This is a genomic window from Enterococcus aquimarinus, from assembly GCF_001885765.1.
Taxonomy (GTDB): domain Bacteria; phylum Bacillota; class Bacilli; order Lactobacillales; family Enterococcaceae; genus Enterococcus_I; species Enterococcus_I aquimarinus.
This window is the reverse complement of record NZ_JXKD01000013.1, coordinates 56104-77600: the sequence shown is the minus strand read 5'-3', so window position 1 is coordinate 77600 and position 21497 is coordinate 56104. Positions and strand designations below refer to the sequence as shown.

Genomic DNA, 21497 nt, shown 5'->3' with positions numbered 1-21497 from the left:
AGTGGGTTTTCTCGCCCGCAAATTCTATAAAAACAGAACCATCCTCACCTATGATTGGTAAGGATGGTTCTGTTAGACGGTTTGACTCTCTTTGCTTTTCACACGCCACCAAAGAATCGAATTTAATACGACTGTTCCTAAAAGAGCAAGTCCCAATAATGTATACATCGTTGGGATAATATCCATCATCGCCGACCAGTCTTCTTTTTGAACCAGTATCCCAATATAGCCGTACTCTAGCCAGATACCTAAAGCACAAGCTAGCATACTAAAAAAAGAATAGTAAAAAAAATTTTTCTGGAAAAACATTGCAACAATTGGCAATAGCCATGCAATCGCCAGGCTCAAAAAAGGTACTAGTATCATCATCTCATTATCCCTGTCCTTTTAGAATGATTATACACGATAGGACAAAGATCTAATTTCAATTGTTCTTTTATTATTACATTCTTAATCTTAGTCAAAAAAGCACCGTTTCTGAAGCGAACGGCACTTTTTCTTTCAATTAGGGTAATTTGGGTTTGAATCGTTTTAATCGTAAGGCATTTAAGACAACCGAAATCGAACTAAAGCTCATCGCAGCACCGGCTAACATTGGATTTAATAATGGACCACCAAAGGCATAGAGGATTCCCATTGCAACTGGGATCCCTAAAACGTTATAGGCAAAGGCCCAGAATAAATTTTCACGGATGTTTTTGATTGTTGCTCGGCTTAATTCAATCGCTGTTGGTACATCATTTAAATCACCACGCATTAAGACAATATCGGCTGATTCAATCGCAACGTCTGTTCCTGTTCCAATCGCAATTCCGACATCCGCTTGGGCTAATGCAGGTGCATCGTTAATCCCATCACCCACCATTGCGACTTTCTTGCCTTCGGATTGGATTTTTTTGACTTCTTTGGCTTTATCTTCTGGTAAGACTTCACTAAATACACGGTCGATGCCCACTTGTTTGGCAATCGCTTGAGCTGTTTGATGATTATCCCCTGTAATCATCGCCACTTCTAAGCCCATCATGTGTAGACGAGCGATCGCTGCTTGACTACTCGTTTTAACGGTATCAGCCACTGCAACAATTCCGACTAATTGATTTTCTAAAGCTAAGTACATCGGTGTTTTGCCATCCATCGCCAATTTCTGTGCATCGGCTACTTCATTCGTTAAAGGGATATTGTTTTCAGCCATTAATTTTTGATTCCCAAATAAGACTTTTTGTCCCTCAATAAAAACTTGAATTCCATGACCAGGAATCGCATTAAAATTTTTGCTTTCAGGTAAAACAAGGCCGTTTTCTTTCGCTCTTTCGATGATTGCTTGTGCCAGTGGATGTTCTGAACCCACTTCCGCTGCTGCCGCTAACATTAACAACCCTTCTTCTGTCATTCCTTGATACGTCAACAGATCCGTTACAACTGGTTTCCCTTCTGTGATGGTTCCTGTTTTGTCAAATACAATCGTTTCGATTTTGTGCGTTGTTTCTAATGCATCGCCACTCTTGATTAAGACGCCATTTTCCGCGCCTTTACCCGTTCCAACCATAATGGCTGTTGGTGTTGCTAATCCCAGCGCACACGGACAAGCAATCACTAACACGGAAATCGTAATCGTTAAAGCAAAGACCCAAGACTCTTGTCCAAAGAAGAACCAAGCAAGACCCGCCAAAATAGCTAGTACAATGACGATTGGGACAAAGACCCCTGAAACTTTATCCGCTAATTGTGCAATGGGCGCTTTCGATCCTTGAGCTTCTTCAACTAAATGAATAATTTGGGATAGTGTCGTGTCTTCGCCGACTTTTGTTGCTTCAAATTTAAATGAACCCGTCTTGTTGATACTTGCACCCACTACGCTATCACCGATTTTCTTTTCAACTGGTAAACTTTCACCAGTTAACATCGACTCATCAATTGCGGAACTTCCTTCAACAACCGTGCCATCGACTGGAATTTTTTCACCGGGACGAACGACTAAAATATCGCCTGTTTGGACGTCTTCAATCGCAATTTCAACTTCCACACCATCACGCATCACGTTGGCTGTTTTGGGTGCCAGACCCATTAATTTCTTAATCGCTTCCGACGTTTTTCCTTTTGAGACCGATTCAAAGTATTTCCCTAATGTAATCAACGTTAAAATAACAGCTGCGGATTCATAATATAAGTTCATCGCCGCATGAGCATCGCCTTGATACACTAAAATCGTACTATAAACACTATATAAGAAAGCGGCACTCGTTCCTAAAGCGACAAGTGAATCCATATTCGGATGACCTTTAAATAAGGTACGGAATCCTACGATGAAAAAGCTACGACCAAAATACATCACTGGAATCGTTAGCAATAATTGCAATGTCGCAAACGTTACGCTATTTTCCATTGGATTTAAAAAGCTTGGTGTTGGTAACCCAACCATGTCACCCATCGCTAAGTAAAGCAATGGTACCGTAAAAATAGCTGAACCGATAAAGCGAGTCCAAATATCTTTTAGATGTTTGGCTTTTTTATCTGCTTCTTCTGTCGTATTTTCTTTGCTTGAAGTGAAAATCTTAGCACTATAACCCGCTTCCTTCACGGCTTCAATAATCTCACGTGCTTGCACCGCTCCTGGATTGAATTGAACGACTAATTTTTCTGTCGCCAAATTGACTGCCGCATCCTTCACACCTGCTAAATGCTTGGCTGTTTTTTCAACCGTTTGGGCACAAGATGAACACGTCATTCCTTCAATCGCAAAAGTCATTTCTTGCGTCGATTGAACGACTTCGTACCCTGCTTGATGAACCGCTTCGCTAATAGTTTGAGCAGTTAATTCTTGTTCATTATAAGTTACCGTTAATTTTTCCGTTGCAAAGTTGACTGAGGCCTCTTGGACCCCGGCGAGGTTTTGAACCGATTTTTCGACGGTTTGCGCACATGAAGCGCAAGACATCCCTTCAATCGGAAATGTTTCTTTTTTCACGTCATTTTCCTCCCTACTAATTTTTTAGTCTACAGGATAGCCCGCATGACTGAGCGCCTCTTCGATTTGTTGTGCCTTTATTTTTTGGTCATCAAAAGATACGTTAACGGTTTGTTCCGCAAGCTTTATGTCAATCTTTTTAACACCTGCTAGTTGCTCTAACGTAGCCGTAATCTTATTGGCACATCCTGCACATTTCATTTTTTTAATCGTATATCTTTTCTCCATCTTTCAACACTCGCTTTCTTTTGTTTACAATTGTAATCACATCTTTACTATATACCCATTATCTAAAAATGTCAAAATCAAATCCCTTAATCACGAAAAGAATCTTGCGCGCATCGACAGCATCTTTTTTAAGAGACGGGAATCAGTTCAATCGTTAGGGACCCTCGAATATTTTTGAGGCAATAAAAAGAATCGAGCATATTTCATTAAGAATCACTAAAAAAGGAAATCGACACATGAATAAAAATTCAGGTTATGGTATTCTTTTACTATGATAAAAAATTATTAGGAGAAACGTATGGATAACGAAAAATTGCAACTTTATACTTCCCTGTCACACTTTTTAGGGAAAACACTTGGTCATCAATATGAAATTGTGTTACATGTGTTAGATTCTGGAAATTTCCACATTGCTGCGATTGAGAATAGTCATGTCAGTGGACGGACAATTCATTCGCCGATTACCGGTTTTGCACTTGAGTTAATCCAATCTAAAAAACATAAAGTGCAAGATTACGTCTTAAATTACAAGTCGCAAACAATCAACGGTAAACAACTGAAAGGTTCCACCTTCTTTATCAAAGGAAAGAATGGCGAGTTAGAAGGCATGCTTTGTATTAATCAAGATACGAGTCGCTACGAAGAACTTTCGCGTGATATTCTCGCCTTAGCGAATCTGGCACCTTTTCCTTCAACGACATTGTTACCATCTGATGAGCCTCAATCAACCGATCTCGTCGAAATCTTAGACGAATCGATTGAAGGAATTGTCTACTCCATTGTTTCGCCAGACTTACTCGACCAAAAAGTATTATTGAGTAAGGAACTAAAAGTAGAAATTGTGCGTAATTTAAATGAACGCGGTGTTTTCCAAATAAAAGGAGCTGTCGCGCGCGTTTCAGAAATTTTACACATCTCTGAACCAAGCGTCTATCGTTACATTAAAATGGTAGAAAACAGCTAAGTTTTACAAGAAAAAACCCGATTGACCAATGAAAGAGTTTCCTCTTTTTATTGGCCGATCGGGTTTTTATTTATTAAAAATGATTATTCTTCATCACTACTTGCTTTCATCGGTGCATCGTAAATTTCACGATTAAATGTACCATCCCATTTATCAACGACGATCGCAGACACCATCGCACCTGCCACGTTTAACATCGTACGACCCATATCGATGATCGGATCAATTCCGAAAACCGCACCAATACTTGAAATCGTATGGCCATAGCCTAAACCATTCAAGGTAACAGTTGCTGCAACGGTCGCTGTTCCAGGAACGCCAGCAATTCCGATTGAACCAACTGTGACGACAACGACAACTAGGACGAAGAACGAGAGATTCAATTCCGTTCCCACCGCACCCGCAATTAAAGTCCCAAGCATTGCTGGGAAGACACCGGCACAGCCATTCATTCCAATCGATGTTCCAAGTGTCCCAACAAAATTCGATGTTTCACCTGATACACCAAGATCTTCTTGTAATGTTTTCAAGGTGTAAGGCAATGTTCCCACACTTGAACGAGAAGAGAAGGCAAAGACTAAAGTCGTAAAGGTTTTTTTGTAGAACGTAATTGGATTTGCGCCAACTGCTAGTAAAATCACCACATAAACAAGTAGCATGATGAAGACACCCGTGTAGAGCGCGGCAATAAAGCCTAACATTCCGATAATCGCTTCAACACCATTTGAAATAATGGTATTTGAAACTAAGGCAACAATTCCGTATGGCATTAATTTGATAACGTTTGTTAAGACTGAGTTCACTGTCACTTTTAATGAATCGAGTAGGACCATAAAAGGGGCAACTTCTTTTGGTTTTTTGACTTGTAAGAAACGAATCGCACTCGCAAACATCGCTGCGATAATCACAACAGAAACAATACTGCCATTATCACTCATGACTTGGAAGATATTATTAGGAATTAATTTTAAGAAAAATTCCGGAAAACTTTGTGCGGCAATGGTGCCAATCGATTCCGCTTTAGCATCTGTTAAATCACCCGCAAAACTAGCTCCTTGTAAATTAAACAGTTTCACAACTAAAATCCCAACAATTGCTGAGATTGCGGTCGTTCCTAATAATGTTGCAAAGGTTCTACCCGTTAAACTTTTAATGCGGTCACCTTCAACATTGACAACTACTTGAATAATCGATAAGAACACCACAGGAATCGCCAATAATTGAACTAATTTCAAGAAACCTGTTCCAACTAAACTATACCAGACTGAAATTTCTCTTCTTCCGTAATCAAGGAAGATTGGGCTGGATTTCCCTACTAAATCGATCGCAATCCCTAAAACCAAACCAATGACTAAGGCAATAATCATTCGTTTTGAAAAGCTCGTCCGCTTATCTTTTAACACTTTTAAAATACCAATCGAAAGAACTAATAAAATAATAGCAATCAGTGTATAGGCATTACTGATTTTTAAAAACTGGGTAAAAAATGGTGATTCAATCATAATCATTTCTCTCCTTTATTTTGCAGTATTAGCCGCGACATTAATCGCTTCCCATGTCGAAGCGAACGGTGGTGCATAAGAAAAATCAATAAATCCTAATTCTTTTGTCGTGATTCCAGCATGAATCGCACTCGTTAACCCGGTTGCGCGTAAGACCGTTTCGTTTTTACCGAACAATTGGGCACCATACAAGACAAACGTCTCCGCATCGTAAACAAGTTTAATCATGATTTTCTCTTGGACTGTATAATAATTTGAATGATTAGATGTTTCAATACAAGTTGTTCGTACATTCAGATTAAGCTGTTTTGCTTGTTTTTCAGTCAAGCCCGTACTTGCTGCTTCGTATTGCCCGGCTTTAATCGCACTCGATCCTAAAACTCCTGGAAAAGCGAGCATTTCATCTGCTTCTACCGCAATATTCGTACCGATGATACGCCCCATTTTGTTCGCAACCGTCGCTAATGGTAAATAGACATTTCCGGCAAGTCGATGAGGAACCGTCGCACAATCTCCCGCAGCAAATACCGCTTCTTGTGACGTCCGGCCATAAGCATCAATGACGATTGCGCCATTTGGTAACCTGTCTAATTCTTCTTTTAGAAATTGCGTGTTTGGTCTAAAACCAACTGCGACAATCACAACATCCGCCGGGTACTCCCCTTTATCGGTTTTCACGGCAGTCACGCGACCATCTTGTGTCACAAATTCTTCCGCTTTTTCGGATAAGTGAACGGTAATGGCTTCTTTCTCAACAGCCATTTTGATTTTTTCAGAAAACTCCGGATCAAACGGTCCATTCATCAGCGCATTTTCCGCCTCAATTAAATGAATGGTTTTTCCTTGTAAAGCTAATTGATCTGCCACTTCTACGCCAATAAATCCCCCGCCAATGACCACGACATCTTGAATGTCTTTTAAACGCGCTTTGAGCTGCGCTACCGGTTCTGGTTTGGTAATCGTGTAGACATTCGTTGAGTCAATTCCCGGGATAGGAGGGATAATCGGTGTTGCTCCAGTGGCAATCATCAAGCGATCGTAACGTTTCGTTTTCACTGATTGGGTTGTTAAGTCAGTCATCGTGACGGTTTTCGTTTGAAAATCAACCGCTACGACTTCATGTTCTAATAATAACTCAATTCCACTGGCACGCATTTGTTCCGGTGTTCGCGCAAACATTTCTTTTTGATCCTCAAATTGGCCACCTAAATAATAAGGTAACCCGCATGCTCCAAAAGAAACATAGGGTTCTTTTTCAATCACGGTCACATTTGCCGCTTTATTAGTCCGTTTTGCTTTTGCAGCGACACTCATTCCAGCCGCAATTCCCCCAATAATCACTATTTCCATTTGGTTTCCTCCTTTTCTTCTATGATTCTTTTATTCTACCTGTTTTTCTTTCATTTTGGAAAACTTAACACTTGTCAGATTTGGAACTGTCCCTACACCAACAGCTGTTTTTTCCGTTGTTTTTCTCTTACCTGTTAAATCGTTCGCCAATTCTCATGATAATTTTTTTTTATCAAATACGTAAAACCGCCTCCTTCACTACTTTCAAAAAGGTTATTCCAAATGATCTTGTCATTTTATCTCGTTAAAACAGGTATTTTTTAACGAACGAAAGTGATTAACCTCATTGATTTGTGATCGCTTTCAATTATATCATAAATATTTCTTATGTTATACATTTCTTTGATAATTTTTTATCATTTTTGATTGACAAATACTTTTGGTCTATGTTACCTTCTTCATTAACCTAGTTATTATTTTTTTCATTTACATTTATTATGAATCGGTTGGAGGGTAAAATATGAACATCAATACAAAATTACTACATGCTTATCCGGTAATCTGTCGCGAAACAGGCGCTTCTTCTATTCCAAAATTTCAAGCATCAACCTTTCATCAAAGTGACGTCTTTAAGCATGAGGGCTATCAATATACGCGCTTTGGTAATCCGACCATTACCGCAGTTGAAGAATGCATTAAATCGTTAGAAGATGCGTCATATGGGCTGGCCTTTTCTTCAGGAGTCGCTGCTATAAATGCCGTTTTATTTTTGTTATCGAGTGGCGATCACCTCGTTTTAGGCAAAAACATTTACGGTGGCACTTACCAAACCGTCCATGAATTTTTAATTCGTTTTGGGATTGAGTGTACCTTTGTCGATGAATCAAATGTTTCCGCATGGGAAGCAGCAATTCAACCAAATACAAAAATGTTTTATTTAGAAACACCTTCCAATCCTTTATTAACGATAACCGATTTAGAAGCAGTCACCAAAATTGCGAAAACACATCAGCTACTCGTTGCTTGTGATAACACGTTTATGACACCGCTTGGCCAAGAAACCTTGCCACTTGGAATTGATATTGTGATTCATTCTGGGACAAAATTTATTAACGGCCACAGTGATGTGATTGCCGGTCTAATCGCAACGAACGATGAAGCATTGTATCAGCAACTGAAAATCCACCAAAAAGCGCTCGGCGGTATTCTCGCTGTGGAAGAGGGCTGGTTACTTCTTCGCGGCGTCAAAACAATGGGCTTACGAATGGAAAAATCCATTGTAAACGCTCAAGCGATGGCTGAATATTTACAGCAAAAACCGCAAATTAAACAGGTTTATTACCCAGGATTAGCTACACATCGCGGTTATGAAACGCATCAAAAACAAGCAAAAAATGGCGGGGCTGTGTTGTCATTTGAACTGGCGTCAGAAGAACACGTTCATCAACTGTTTGAAAACTGTCAATTACCGATTGTCGCTGTTAGTCTAGGTGGGGTCGAATCCATCCTTTCACTGCCATGGTGCATGTCGCATGCCTCCATGCCGGAAGAAGAACGCTTAAAAATGGGTGTTACCCCCACACTCGTGCGGTTGTCGTGTGGAATTGAAGACATCGAGGATTTAATTGCTGATTTTGAACAAGCCCTTCAGTCCTAACCAAAAATGCCATGCATTCAGTTGAATCTGAATACACGGCATTTTTTTATAATAAGGAGGACGCCCATTGCTTGACGGGTGACCGTTTGGCTTTTGGTGTTGATAACGTAGGATCTGCGTAACCTAAACGATAATTCGCAATCAGTTGATAGTTTGCAGGAAAGCCTAGTTCTTCTGATAATTCTTGGTCCATAACAAACGGACTCGATGCCCAAAAACCAACGAGACCTTCTTCATACGCCAGTAAAGAGAAGTTTTGAATTAAGGCAGCCGTTGCTTGGATCGCATCCGAATCAAGGCGAGGATTTTCAGGAATTAGCTCACGAGCAAACAAAATCGTCGCCGGCGCTTCTTTTAACAACCGCGTCATTTTAGTCGTAAACTTTTTCTGACTTTCCTCATCATGAATGAGCCCTTTTCGTTCATATGTCGCAATCACTTTTTCATAAAGCCAGTCTTTTTCTGCGGGTGTCGTCACAATTTTAGCTTGCCATGGTTCTCGTTTATGAAAAGGAGCGTAACTCGCTTTTTCTAATAATTGATAAATTAATTCTAATGATACCGGTTGGTCTAAACTTTTTTTGGAGGTTCGTCTGTTAATGATTGCTTCTGTGATATTACGTTGCATAAAACTTCCGCTCCTTTGATTGTTATCTATTTTTGAATTCATCTTAGTTTAACTTGTCAAAAGAACACGAGCAATTTTTTTGCTTGTTTCATGACGATCCGCAATCTAAAGGCGACGGTCATTGTTCGAAGAGAGACTAAAAAAAAATAGGATCGTTGAAAAAAGTGTTGAAGAATGATACGAATATCAGTCATCAACACAATAAGTTATACAACCAACTTAATTATTTTTATCTCTAATTTCTTCTAATATGCGTATAATCTTTAAAAGATATTTGAACATAAATACCACTATCAGACCTTTCACTATTATCATTCCTACGTTTATATACAAAGCCAATTCAGCCATGACCATTCTATACACCATCTATTTTAATATTTTTTTACATTATGATTTAGGCAAAATGAATGATTGCCAACAATGACAGAAATCTTACCAAAAAAGGAGCTGTGACTTTTGCCACAACTCCTTTAAATCAAACGATTGCATTCTATGCTCACCATCGCAGGGCCATTAAACACCCTCTGTTATCTCAAAATAAAACAAGCGAACATAGACGATGATTCAGCCTTCTTATTCAACTATTGAATTTATCGATACAAATCAAAGCGGCCTTTCGCCATTACTTCTTTCACGCCACCCGTTTCTAAGAGTGATTTATTCATGATCATTTTCTTCACAAATGAAGCAGGATAGCCTTTAACATTGACTTTTCCGACAAGTCCAAATGCATGTGCATTCCCAATCGATGCCACGGAACCTAACGATTGGAACGAAAAAGCTTTCGTTGGTTGGTTCTTTAGTTGGGCTAAAAGATTACGTCCAGCATGTGCACCCATTTTTAAGGCAATTTGAGCGGTTGTTGGATACGGACGATTCGTTAAGGGATCGATGACCGCACTGACATCCCCAATAAGATAGATATTTTCGTGTTTAGGATCGCGTAGATCAGGGTGAACACTTACGCGACCTCGACGTTCTTCAAAGCCTGATGCCCCAATAACTTCGCTTCCGCTAACCCCGGTGGTCCAAATAATCGTCCCCGTTTGGAGTTCTTTTTCTTCTTCTCCATCCGCATAGACGACCGTATTTTCTTTTAATCCTTTGATTGCCTTACCTGTCATCAAAGCAACATCCCATTTTTTCAATTTATTGAGACAATAGCTTCTCAACTCATCATTAAACATTGGTAGAATCGAAGGTGCGGCTTCTACACAAAAAATCGTGATTTCTTCTGGTTTCACTCCAGCCCGTTTGGCAAAGGCTTTTTTATTTTCAACTAAGGAACCCACTAATTCAATTCCTGTAAAGCCTGCGCCACATACCGTAATATTTAAATATTTACGATCTTGCGTTGCTTGATATTGATCCATCGCTGTCAAAATATGGTCGTGAACTTTTCTAGCGGAATCAATATCAACCATTTCTAACGCATATTCTGTTGCCCCTGGTATACCGAACGTCTCTGAACGGAAACCGAGCGCAACAACTAAGTAATCGTAGGTAATCACACCGCGATCTTTTAAAACAACTTCTTGCTTTTCGGGGTCAATTTTAAGTACATCATCTTGAATAAAAGTGGTCTTGGCTGGGTCGACAACATCGCTAATTTCATAAGTGATTTTTTCCCAAGGTTGTGTGCCTGCCGCTACTTCATGTAAATCGGTTGATTCAAAATGGTAACGATTGCGGTCCACTAACGTAATACTAAAATCCTCTTTGCTTTTTTGTAATTCTCTTAACGTTCTTAATCCAGCGTATCCAGCGCCTAAAATTGTCACATTCTTCATGACTGCCACTTCTTTCTTTTGTTTAAAATAAAGGTATTAACAAACCTACTAAATAGGTAAGTACTTGGATTGTTGAGCCCACTGCAAGGATTTTTACCGCGCAGATAAAGGTCTCTTGTTTATCTTGTTTTTGTAAAAAACGTTTTGTTTGCTGCCAAATAAAGGGAACGATCAGATAACTTAACAACACGCTCAGCGGTGCTAAGTTTAGGATAACGGAAAGTCCGATACTCATGAGCGCAATCACATTCATCGTCACAAATAACGATAAGGCTCTTTTTTTACCGATATAATGAACTAATGTATAGCGTTTATTTTTACGATCTTCTTCTAAATCACAAATATTATTTGCTAACATTAAATTGGCAATCCACATGGTATTTGGCAAGGCAATGATAACAATACTCAATACTTCAAAAAAATGCCAATGAAATGCTTCAAAAGCGTTTAAATAGACGCAAATCAGCGAAATCATGATCCCCATCGTCACTCCAGAAAAAACTTCACCTAATGGCAGGCTAGAAAGTGGTTTAGGGCCAGAAGAATAAAAGATTCCCACAGCGTAACAATACAAGCCCATCCAAAATAATGGCCAACCAACTTGAGTGGCTAACCATAGACCAAGACCTGCCGAAAAGACAATCATACCGGTCATCAACCAAAATAAAAGACGAAGCGAGAGCTGTTCACGACCAATGATATTCGTCTTTTCTTTATAATCGTGCTCCTCAGTCGCATGTTTATAATCATTGTAATTATCTAAAATATCAACGGCCATATTAAAAATAAACATCGCCACAAAGTAAAGCCCAACATATCCTAAATGGAGGGTACCGTAGCGATAATAACTGTAACAAAGACCAATTAAAAAAGGCAATACACTTGCCGTTTTGGCTTTCATTTCTACAAGTTCAAAAAATAGTTTAATTGTCATAAAAACTCCTTTGTTTTATAGGCAGATATTTGCCTTTTTATGCATAGATAAGCTAGAATGATGAAGAATGTATTTATAGAAAGGATACAACAATGCTTACTTACTTGAACGATTATCCCATGATTCAAACAAAACTCCAAGCTGTCTGCTTATTAATTGAAGAACGACTCCAGATTGAAAATACTGAAATCAGAAAAGCGCTCATTGACTTAACCAATGCGGGGGGGAAATTTCTCCGACCCACTTTTTTCTTCTTATTTGCCGAGCTAGGAGATAAAGAGAAACAAAATCCTGAGCAATTATTAAAAATTGCAGCGTCACTCGAAATTCTCCATATGGCGAGTCTTGTTCACGACGATATTATTGACGATTCTCCTTTGCGCCGGAACTTGATTACGATCCAAGCCCAATATGGCAAAGATGTCGCGGTCTATACTGGCGATTTGTTATTCACTATTTTCTTTGACTTGATTATCGAGAGTATGAACGGCTCTGCTTATCTCGCTAAAAATTCGGCAGCCATGAGCCATTTGTTGCTAGGCGAACTCAATCAAATGGCTGATCGATTCCACACTGACAACACCGTGGAAAATTATTTGCACAATATCGATGGTAAAACCGCTGAACTCTTTGCCTTAGCTTGTTTAGAAGGAGCCTACTTTGGTCATTGTTCCGAAGAAACAGTCGGACTTGCCGAGAAAATTGGCCGAAATATTGGAATGGCCTTTCAAATTTATGATGATATTCTTGATTATACGGCTGACAAAAAAGATTTAAAAAAACCGATTTTAGAAGATTTAGCTCAAGGCGTTTATACGTTACCATTGTTAATGGCGAAAAAACGACACCCTGAAGCCTTCATGCCTTATCTTTCAAAAGGGGCAGACATCACCGTGGAAGAAGCAAAAATTGTCGCTGATTTAGTCGTGACGTATCAAGGCGTGAAAGAAGCGAAAGCCTACGCCAAAAATTTCACGAAAGAGGCACTCACGTTAATTGACCGCTTACCAAAAGGCGAAACAAAAAAATTATTGAAAAAACTAACGACTTATTTACTGTTACGCACCTCTTAAAAAAGAGTTGAGACGATCGCCGTCTCAACTCTTTTTTGTAGTTTTTTACGAACGCCCTTCATCGATGGCTTTTAATTGTTGATATCTCAGGCTTGTTTTGGCTAATTCTTCTGGCGAACCTGAGATTTCTAAAATGCCTTCTTCAATAAAGATGACTTGATCCATTTTTTCAATCCCTTGTAAATGATGCGTAATCCAAATCATCGTTTTATCTTTTAATGTGGTTAAAAACGTATCAATCAAGGCTTGTTCTGTAATCGGATCAAGTCCAACAGTTGGTTCGTCAAATAAAATAATCGGCGTCTCTTTTAATAGCAAGCGCGCTAGCGCCATGCGATGACGTTCGCCACCTGAAAAACGTAGTCCAGCTTCATCCACCATGGTTGCAAGTCCATCCGGTAGGCTTTCGACTAAGCCTTTTAAGCCGACTTGTTGCAAGACTTCCCAGACTTTTTCTTCACTCGCCGTCGGATCTCCTAAGCGTAGATTATTTAAAATAGTCGTATTAAATAAATAGGGACTTTGTTGAATGACACCCACATAATTTGCGATGGCATCGCCAAATAGTGGTGTCGGAATTCCGTTTAAACAGACTTGACCTTGCTCAGGTACTAAATCGCCGCGCAATAAACTGGCTAGCGTACTTTTACCGGAGCCACTCCGGCCTAAAATCGCCATTTTGTGCCCCGCAGGAATCGTTAAATCAAGTTGTTTTAAGACTTGTTTCGTGCTATTTGGATACGTAAAAGACAAATGATCAATCGTAATCTCAATAGGGCCTTCTAGTACTGGATGCGCCTCTACTTCTTCTTTTACCGATAATTGATTCAATCGAACAATTGATTCCTTGTAGCGATTGGTCTCTTCGGCTGCTGAAGGCAAGACGGAAAAGGCATCAATTAACGGAAAGACACTTAAGACAAAAGCGGCAATCCAATTGGCTTGACCACCATGATTGCCCACAAAACGTTGACTAGTCCATAACAGCAAGGCTAAAAGTATTAGCCCAAAGACACATTGAATTAAAAAAGACCGGCGATTATTAAAGCGACGCATCGCTTGTTGAACAGTTAGTAATTCGGCTTGATTCGCTTCATGTAACGCCACATATTCTTCGCCTCTTTGGCTAAAAATCCAATCTGAAACGCCTAATACATTATCCGTTAGTTCAGTATATAAGCCATTTTTATAGCGTTTTTCTTGTTCTTGGCGTGCGCCGTTGACGAGAATCGACCAGACTGGCATGACGGCTACTAATAAAAAGAACAAAAGCGCCATCACAAGGGCAAACCAAAGGGAAAAGAAACCTAACGCGATGACAATAAAGAAATACAGCATCCACGCGATAGCTGTGGGGAAAATCGTCCGTAAATACAAATCTTGAATATGGTTGATATCTTCCGCTAGTAAACCTAAAATATCGCCCATTCGGTAGTGACGCTTCACGAAAATCCCATCTGTTTCCAACGTTTGATACAATTTCAACCGTAATTTAGAGGTCATTTTCAAGACCCAATTATGACTGACCAATCGTTCAATATAACGAAAAACCGGCCGACTAATCCCAAATCCTCGCGTAAAGACAATGGGAATATAAATTAATAAGATATTTTCAGGTAACGAAGCTGCGCGACTAATCAAATAACCAGAGTTAAACATCAACGCTGCAGCACTAAAGAATGTCAGGAAGCCTAAAAAAATAGCTAATAGTAACGTTTTTTTGTATTGCTTCATGAAGGGTTTCACCCAAGTATCTTGCGCAAAAGCACTCAAAAGCGGAATCTTAAACATCGGCTTCCCTCCTCATTTGTTTTGTGAGTTCATAAAAATGTCCTTTTTGAGCAGTCAACGATTCAAACGTTCCCATTTCAACAATCGTTCCTTCTTTCAAGACAATGATCTGATCCATTTGATGCATCCAATGCAGACGGTGCGTTGCAAAAAAGACTAAGCGATCGGCCATTAACGGTAACATTCGTTCCTTTAATTCAACTTCCGTCTCAATATCTAAGTGCGCTGTTGGTTCATCAAATAGTAAAATATGACGTGATTCATCTAAAAAGGCGCGTGCTAAAGCAATTCGTTGGGCTTGTCCGCCACTTAACGTCCGCGCACCGCCTCCTAGGAGTGTTTCAAGCCCTTCTGGCAGCTCTGCGACTAATTCGTTCAGTCCGGCCACTTCAACTGCCTGTAGCACGGCAGCGTCACTTGCATCAGGTGTATAGAACGTAATGTTTTCTCGTAAGGTCGTTTGGAAAATATAAGGATTTTGTGGGATATAAATCATTTGCTCTTGCCACTTTTTGTGAGCAAAATGCTGCATCACTTCCCCATTAACGATACCACGACCTGAATCGGGGGTCACAAATCCACTAAGTAAATTGATTAAGGTTGATTTCCCTGAACCACTCATGCCAATAATCCCTATTTTTTGATGCCCCTGAACGTGTAAATCCGCCACATTTAAAACGGTTTTGTCCTCATACGAAACTTGCATCGCTTCAAGACAGAGCGTACTATCTGCTTGCCAAGGGATCATCGATACGGCTTGGGTCGGTACTTCTGGAACTTCTAACACTTCGCGAATGGCGCGCATGGCGTTTTTTCCTTCTAATGTTGCATGATAATCAGCAGAAAAATCACGAATCGGCAAGAAATATTCTGGCGCTAAAATTAAGACTGTCAAAGCAGGGAAGAGAAAAATCCCTTCATTGATTAGACGTAAGCCTAACATCACCGCGACAATCGCAACCGAAAGCGTCGTAAAAAAATCTAAGGCGAAACTTGAAAGAATGGCAATTTTTAACGTACTCATCGTGGCCTTCCGAAAAGACTCACTTGTTTGGAAAATACTTTTCCCGTAACGCTTGCTTAAGCCAAACATTTTTAGCGTATCGATGCCGCGCAAAGAATCTAAAAAATGATTCGATAACACTTGGAAAGAAGCGTACTGACGATCCGCTTTTCCTCTAGCAGCGTAGCCTAAAAGCACCATAAATAAAATGATTAAAGGATAAATGGTGATTAAGATGAGCCCCGATTGGAGATCCAAATAAAAAATAAACGCTAAAATAATCCAAGGAATCAACATCAGATTGATGATTTTGACGAGAATTAAGTGAATATAATTTTCCACTTGGGTAATGCCTTCTAGGGCCATAGTGGTCATATTCCCTGTTCCTTGTTGCTGGACGATGCTAGGTCCAACCCGGAATATTTTTTCCAGTAACGCTTTTCGTAGTCCTTTACTTTGCTCTGCCGCATAGTAATCTAGCAGGTGATCGCGCAACCAGATACTCGCATGACGCGCTAAATAAATCACTAAGAAACCGACTAGCCAGGTTATCTGATCTTTCATCAAATCCCCTTGCCATAGATTCGTGATGATTCGAGCTAACGTATAGGCTTGCCCAATAATGAAGAGAGCTTGCAAAACCGCAAGTCCTGCAAGCATCCCCATTATTTGTTTAATTTTGGACAAGCTCATTAAAGCTTTATCCATCATTGCTTGTACCCCACTGAATCCTCGTCATGACGGATTCTTCCTCTAAGAATATAGTAAGACCATGCAATATATCCTAGGACAAATGGTAAAATCGTGAGCGAAATGAAACTCATTATTTTTAAGGTATAAGGCGATGAAGACGCATTTTTGATTAATAAATCAAATTCCGATGAGATCGAACTGATCATCACTCGTGGGAATAAACCGTTAAACAATAGCGCGACTAACGTGACAAGTGTCAAACCACTCGCAAAAAAGGCTGTTCGCTCTTTGCCATAATTCAAGGAAACATTCGCAACTACCGTTAATAAGACCATCACTGCAAGTAAGAGAGTTGTTGAGAGGAAACGATACTCAAAGAAATCGGTTTGCATATAAAGCAACGCCGCAAAAATAACTAACCCAACATACAACACCCAATATAAGGCTTGCGCATGATTTTTTGCCTTCAATCGAACCGGACCGGTCGTTTTCATCGCAATATAGTTCATACCATGTAAATACGAAAGCAGCGTTAATGCGATACCGCCAACAATTGAAAAGAGATTAATATAATCAGTGAACGTCGCTATCATATTCCCATCCGCATCCAAAGGCATTCCTTGAACGAGATTCACGAATAAGACCCCAAAGAAAAATGGAATCATAAAGCTCCCTAGACTAAGCGTCCCCGTCCAAATCTTTTTATATTTTGGTTGGCTTTTTTCACGAAACTCAAACGACACGCCACGAATAATCAACCCAACTAAAATCAGTAACAAGATTAAATAAAATCCACTAAACAAAGACGCATACCAATATGGAAAAGAGGCAAACATAGCGCCGCCAGCTGTCACTAGCCAAACTTCATTGCCATCCCAAATCGGTCCAATCGTTTCAATTAATTGATCTTCTTCTTTTTCGTCAAAAGCGAGTGTTTTTAAAGACATGCCCACACCAAAGTCAAAGCCTTCTAAAAAGAAAAAACCGGCAAAGAATAACCCAATAATCAAAAACCACAATAGTTGTAAGCCGCTCATTAATACGCACCTCCATCAAATGGATCTTTTGGCATTGCCTGATCCAACTTCTCTTGCTCTTCTTGTGCTTCTGGCCCTTTATGTAACTGACGATTGACAAAGTACACCATCACGCCACCTAAAACAAGGAACAACGTGAAATACGTAATATTTGAAATCAGTAACGAAGTCGCAGAAACATTTGGTGAGATACTATCTTCAATTTTGAACAAGCCATAAACAGTCCACGGATAGCGCCCTAATTCAGTCACTAACCAACCTGCTGTATTCGCTAAAAATGGCGTGATTGTCATTAAAGAAGCAACCCATAACATCCAACGCTTCTCATATAAAATCGGATTTTTCTTCCGTGTAAAGAATAGTCCCAAACTTGACACTAAAAGAGTTAACATCGCAATTCCTGCCATAATTCTAAAACTCCAAAACAAGGTGTTCACCGGTGGGTAATAATCCCCTTCTCCGTGTTCTTCCACCAGTTCGGCATTAATGGTATTCATGCCCTTTACATAACCTGAAGGCTTGTTATACGATAAAATACTTAACATATACGGCACTTCAATGCCAAAGACACGTTTTTGTTCATGCGTATTCATCCACGCAATCAGCGTCCATGCAGCCGGATCGCCTGAATCTTCATACAGACCTTCTGTCGCAGCGAACTTCATTGGTTGATCATGAACAAGAGCCTTCATTTGTAGATCCCCAGTTCCTAAGGCAGACAGTGACCCAACGAGTGCTACCACAAAACCAATGCGTAGTGATTTTTGATAAATCGTACGACTCACGTCACTTAAGTTCTTCGTTCTTAATAACTGAATGGCCGCCATTCCAGCAATCGCAATTCCCCCCATGATAATTGCTCCAGCAATCACATGTGTAAATTCATAAAAGACTTGTGGACTTGTAAATAACGCGACAAAATCAGTCATTTCTGCTCGTCCATTGTTAATCGTGTAGCCAACTGGATGTTGCATGAAACTATTGGCAACTAAAATCCAAAAGGCAGACATTAACGTTCCAAAACAGACTAACCAAATAAATGTCACGTGTAATTTCGGACTAACTTTATCCCAAGTAAATAACCATAGTCCGATAAACGTCGATTCTAAAAAGAAAGCTAACAACGCTTCTACTGCTAGCGGTGCACCAAAGATGTCTCCAACAAAGCGCGAATAATCCGACCAGTTCATCCCAAATTGAAATTCTTGGATTAACCCTGTTACGACTCCGACAGCAAAGCTTAATAAGAAAATATTCGCCCAGAATTTCGTCATTTTTAAATAAAGGTCATCTTTCTTAATCACATACATTGTTTCCATTATTGCGACGATAAACCCTGTCCCAATAGAAAATGGCACAAAAAAGTAGTGAAAAATAGTTGTCATAGCGAACTGTATTCGCGCAAGTGTTACGATATCCAAATCCATTTTGTATTCCTCCATTGTTCTTTATTCAGATAAAGAAACGGATCATGCAGTGTTTTCAATAAAACAAGTATAATTCAACTTTAAACTAATGATAACAAATAATTTTTTCACAAATACAGAGGAATTATCTTTTTCATTACGCTCATTGACCGTCTTTTCTTCCATTACAATCATAGTTTTTTTTTCGAAAAAAGCAATTAATCTGCTTATTTTAAAAGGATTTCATTTCAAATGAGGATTCTCTTTGTTTCATAAAAGAGAATTCTCACAAAAATATCTTAACGCCGTTATATACATTGATGATTAGTACAAGTAAAATAACAAATTGAAAAACCGTTCCCACTTTTTTTGAGGGCAATAAACCACTGAATTGGGCACCTAAAAAGCCACCGATGATCGCCGCGACAATGATATACGGTAAGACGCTTAGATCAAAGGCCGCAAAACCTGTCGTACTCGCAATCGTCACTAGTTTCGCCAATTGTGAAAAGAAAATCGTCCCAATTGAGTAAACGGTCGCTTCTTTAATTGGCAACGAAAAAAGTAAAATCAGTAGTGAAACATTGATTGGACCGCCCCCAATTCCTAGCAAACTTGCTAAAAAGCCTAATAATAACCCACAAAGGAGATACCATATAACACGTTTCAATGAGAAACGAGGCCGGTTCAAACGCGTGTATAAAAACGCAAATACTAAGGTAATAATCGTCAAGATAATCTGAATCAGTTGTACCCAACGGTCACCCGATAATCGTTCCAACAGTTGATCCAGTGTAAAGCTTCCGATTCCTCCGCCCAATACCGCACCAAATGACACCCAACTAGCAAGTTTCCAATCGATGGCAATCCCATTTTTTATTTGGCGATACGTCGAAACAAGCGCCATCACAAAAACAGCAACCGCCGAATAAAAAGAAATGGCTGCGACACTATGGGCACCAATCATATCAAAAACTGGCTTAATGATAACACCGCCACCCATCCCTGAAATGGCTCCCAACGTATTGGCTAAGACAATCACTATAAAATACACAATTCCGATATTCATCGCATTCTCCCTTCTATTTTATTTGAAGAGTACTCTTTTAGTAAGTAAGCGTCATCCTCTTCCATTTTCCCGTTCTCTTTTATCCTACTCCTTTCATTTCGGATACACAATCTGAAAAACAGCTATTCCGACTAAAACAAGACTTTTGCTAGATTGTTCTCCCATATTCGGCACAAATAAAAAACATCCAATTATATCATTTTTTATTTCTACCTTCAAATTCCTCATTCTTTGTGAACGTCAACTAGAAATAAGCTTTTGTTATAACATTTCCGTTTATTTTGCTTTCACAAATTCCACTGATTTCTACCAATACTTTAAAGGTTTTGCCAATAACGAGGTCTTATTGCGAAAAACCGCTTTTCTGAGCTCTTTTTAAGAGGCTATTTTATTAAGAACCGTGTGTTATCAAGCTTTCACTTTTATCATTTTGACTAATCCTATCGGTTTTTAGCATTTACTTCGTATTTTTATTTATTTTCGCGTCATTTTGCTCGAAAAAACCATAGAATTAAGAAATATCTTCATTTAAAGTATCAAAAACCTCATCTTTTGACAAATAACCACCTACTTTTGCAAAAATCGAAAATATGACGTAAGTGTTAATTTGGTATGGTATCTCCGAGGTGAAATGAACATGTTTAGTCAACTATTAACGAAGCAAGAACAAATGATTTATCAAACATTGAAAAATGGCTCGTATCCTATTGATTTTTTCTCCAAAGTAACTCTTTCGCCCTTTGATCAGACGATTGATGAAAAATTATTTCCGTGGCTCGTAGAATCGCACAATCAGCGAACTTCCATTACAATGACACTCACCCATTCGCCCGTACAAATGCTCGATTGCTATGCTACTTTACTGCAAAAAAATCCTCATCTTCAGTTATGTTGGTATTTGATTCAACATCCGTATAGTCGTCTTTGTGAATTAAAGGAGTCTTTGTACTTCAGCACTTCCACTATTCAGCGACAAAGCATAACCTTGTCCACCTTCCTTGCATCCTATAAATTACAACTATCGTATAACCACGACCCTGTCATTAAAGGCTGCGAAGTCCAGCTTCGGTGGTTAGCTTGGGGGTTGTCATTAATATTTGATCCGCCATTTAACTGGTATGATAACAACGAACTCTATCAACGTTTAAAAGAAGTCCAACAAATGAGAATTCAAGCAGGTCAAACATTAAACCATTGTGCGACGAAAGAGTTGATGTATCTGCCAGAACTTCCATATCAAATCAGCGAGAGAGGATGGGAATATTTAGTCAAACAAATACTAGGCTTAGCCGTTCCCACAATGTCTCTAACGTCCTCTTCTATCTTCCATTTTTTCCAAAATGAAGGACAATTCTTTCAACAATATCAACAACAAATTCTCCAGTCATCGTCGCAATAATCAATCAAATAAAAATGCTAGAAAGACGAAACGATCCGTCCTTCTAGCACTTCATCATGATTGTGTGT

The 21497-nt window shown here is 39.4% G+C and carries 17 protein-coding genes; 4 read left to right on the top strand and 13 right to left on the bottom strand.

The genetic code is table 11. The annotated features are described in order from the left end of the window. Positions 1-72: 72 nt before the first annotated feature. The 3 genes from RU93_RS09070 to RU93_RS09060 all read right to left on the bottom strand — a co-directional run bounded on the left by RU93_RS09070 (position 73) and on the right by RU93_RS09060 (position 3193). On the bottom strand, positions 73-369 hold the full coding sequence (locus tag RU93_RS09070; protein WP_071875302.1) for a hypothetical protein: 297 nt from the start codon (positions 367-369) through the stop codon (positions 73-75). A 136-nt stretch (positions 370-505) separates the two neighbouring features. Then, complete coding sequence (locus tag RU93_RS09065; protein WP_143139438.1) at positions 506-2965, bottom strand: heavy metal translocating P-type ATPase; 2460 nt, start codon at positions 2963-2965, stop codon at positions 506-508. A 24-nt stretch (positions 2966-2989) separates the two neighbouring features. After that, positions 2990-3193: a heavy-metal-associated domain-containing protein gene (locus RU93_RS09060; RefSeq protein ID WP_071875301.1), complete on the bottom strand. Its 204-nt coding sequence runs from the start codon at positions 3191-3193 to the stop codon at positions 2990-2992. Positions 3194-3491: 298 nt separating this feature from the next. Between RU93_RS09060 and RU93_RS09055 the strand changes: the two genes are divergently transcribed. Beyond that, the gene (locus tag RU93_RS09055) at positions 3492-4157 is read left to right on the top strand and encodes a helix-turn-helix transcriptional regulator (protein WP_071875300.1); all 666 of its coding nucleotides are present in this window, start codon (positions 3492-3494) and stop codon (positions 4155-4157) included. Between the two features lie 83 nt (positions 4158-4240). Here RU93_RS09055 and RU93_RS09050 read toward each other — a convergent pair whose 3' ends face one another. After that, entirely contained in the window at positions 4241-5659 is a 1419-nt protein-coding gene (locus RU93_RS09050) for a cation:dicarboxylate symporter family transporter (RefSeq protein WP_071875299.1), read from the bottom strand. 15 nt (positions 5660-5674) lie between these two features. After that, complete coding sequence (locus RU93_RS09045) at positions 5675-7009, bottom strand: CoA-disulfide reductase (RefSeq protein WP_071875298.1); 1335 nt, start codon at positions 7007-7009, stop codon at positions 5675-5677. Between the two features lie 460 nt (positions 7010-7469). On the opposite strand from RU93_RS09045, the gene RU93_RS09040 reads away from it, so the two are divergent. Then, positions 7470-8606, top strand: a complete 1137-nt coding sequence (locus RU93_RS09040) for a trans-sulfuration enzyme family protein (RefSeq protein ID WP_071875297.1) — start codon at positions 7470-7472, stop codon at positions 8604-8606. 46 nt (positions 8607-8652) lie between these two features. Here RU93_RS09040 and RU93_RS09035 read toward each other — a convergent pair whose 3' ends face one another. The 3 genes from RU93_RS09035 to RU93_RS09025 all read right to left on the bottom strand — a co-directional run bounded on the left by RU93_RS09035 (position 8653) and on the right by RU93_RS09025 (position 11958). After that, positions 8653-9234: a nitroreductase family protein gene (locus RU93_RS09035; RefSeq protein ID WP_071875296.1), complete on the bottom strand. Its 582-nt coding sequence runs from the start codon at positions 9232-9234 to the stop codon at positions 8653-8655. 590 nt (positions 9235-9824) lie between these two features. Continuing rightward, positions 9825-11024 (bottom strand): NAD(P)/FAD-dependent oxidoreductase, encoded by a 1200-nt coding sequence (locus tag RU93_RS09030; RefSeq protein WP_071875295.1) that lies wholly within the window; start codon positions 11022-11024, stop codon positions 9825-9827. Positions 11025-11046: 22 nt separating this feature from the next. Beyond that, positions 11047-11958, bottom strand: a complete 912-nt coding sequence (locus RU93_RS09025; RefSeq protein WP_071875294.1) for a prenyltransferase — start codon at positions 11956-11958, stop codon at positions 11047-11049. Between the two features lie 92 nt (positions 11959-12050). Here RU93_RS09025 and RU93_RS09020 point away from each other — a divergent pair, with 92 nt between their 5' ends. Continuing rightward, the gene (locus tag RU93_RS09020) at positions 12051-13031 is read left to right on the top strand and encodes a polyprenyl synthetase family protein (protein WP_071875293.1); all 981 of its coding nucleotides are present in this window, start codon (positions 12051-12053) and stop codon (positions 13029-13031) included. 45 nt (positions 13032-13076) lie between these two features. Here RU93_RS09020 and cydC read toward each other — a convergent pair whose 3' ends face one another. The 5 genes from cydC to RU93_RS08995 form a co-directional block, all read right to left on the bottom strand. Beyond that, positions 13077-14822 (bottom strand): thiol reductant ABC exporter subunit CydC, encoded by a 1746-nt coding sequence (cydC, locus tag RU93_RS09015; protein ID WP_071875292.1) that lies wholly within the window; start codon positions 14820-14822, stop codon positions 13077-13079. Further along, the gene (cydD, locus tag RU93_RS09010; RefSeq protein ID WP_071875291.1) at positions 14815-16536 is read right to left on the bottom strand and encodes a thiol reductant ABC exporter subunit CydD; all 1722 of its coding nucleotides are present in this window, start codon (positions 16534-16536) and stop codon (positions 14815-14817) included. The genes cydC and cydD overlap by 8 nt, the downstream gene beginning before the upstream one ends. Next, complete coding sequence (cydB, locus tag RU93_RS09005; RefSeq protein WP_071875290.1) at positions 16533-17555, bottom strand: cytochrome d ubiquinol oxidase subunit II; 1023 nt, start codon at positions 17553-17555, stop codon at positions 16533-16535. The genes cydD and cydB overlap by 4 nt, the downstream gene beginning before the upstream one ends. Continuing rightward, a complete protein-coding gene (locus tag RU93_RS09000; protein ID WP_211272582.1) occupies positions 17555-18982 on the bottom strand; it encodes a cytochrome ubiquinol oxidase subunit I in 1428 nt (475 codons plus the stop codon). Before RU93_RS09000 ends, cydB begins: the two co-directional genes overlap by 1 nt. Positions 18983-19247: 265 nt before the next feature. Beyond that, entirely contained in the window at positions 19248-20030 is a 783-nt protein-coding gene (locus RU93_RS08995) for a sulfite exporter TauE/SafE family protein (protein ID WP_071875289.1), read from the bottom strand. Between the two features lie 637 nt (positions 20031-20667). On the opposite strand from RU93_RS08995, the gene RU93_RS08990 reads away from it, so the two are divergent. Then, positions 20668-21429, top strand: a complete 762-nt coding sequence (locus RU93_RS08990; protein ID WP_071875288.1) for a helix-turn-helix domain-containing protein — start codon at positions 20668-20670, stop codon at positions 21427-21429. Positions 21430-21497: the final 68 nt, after the last annotated feature.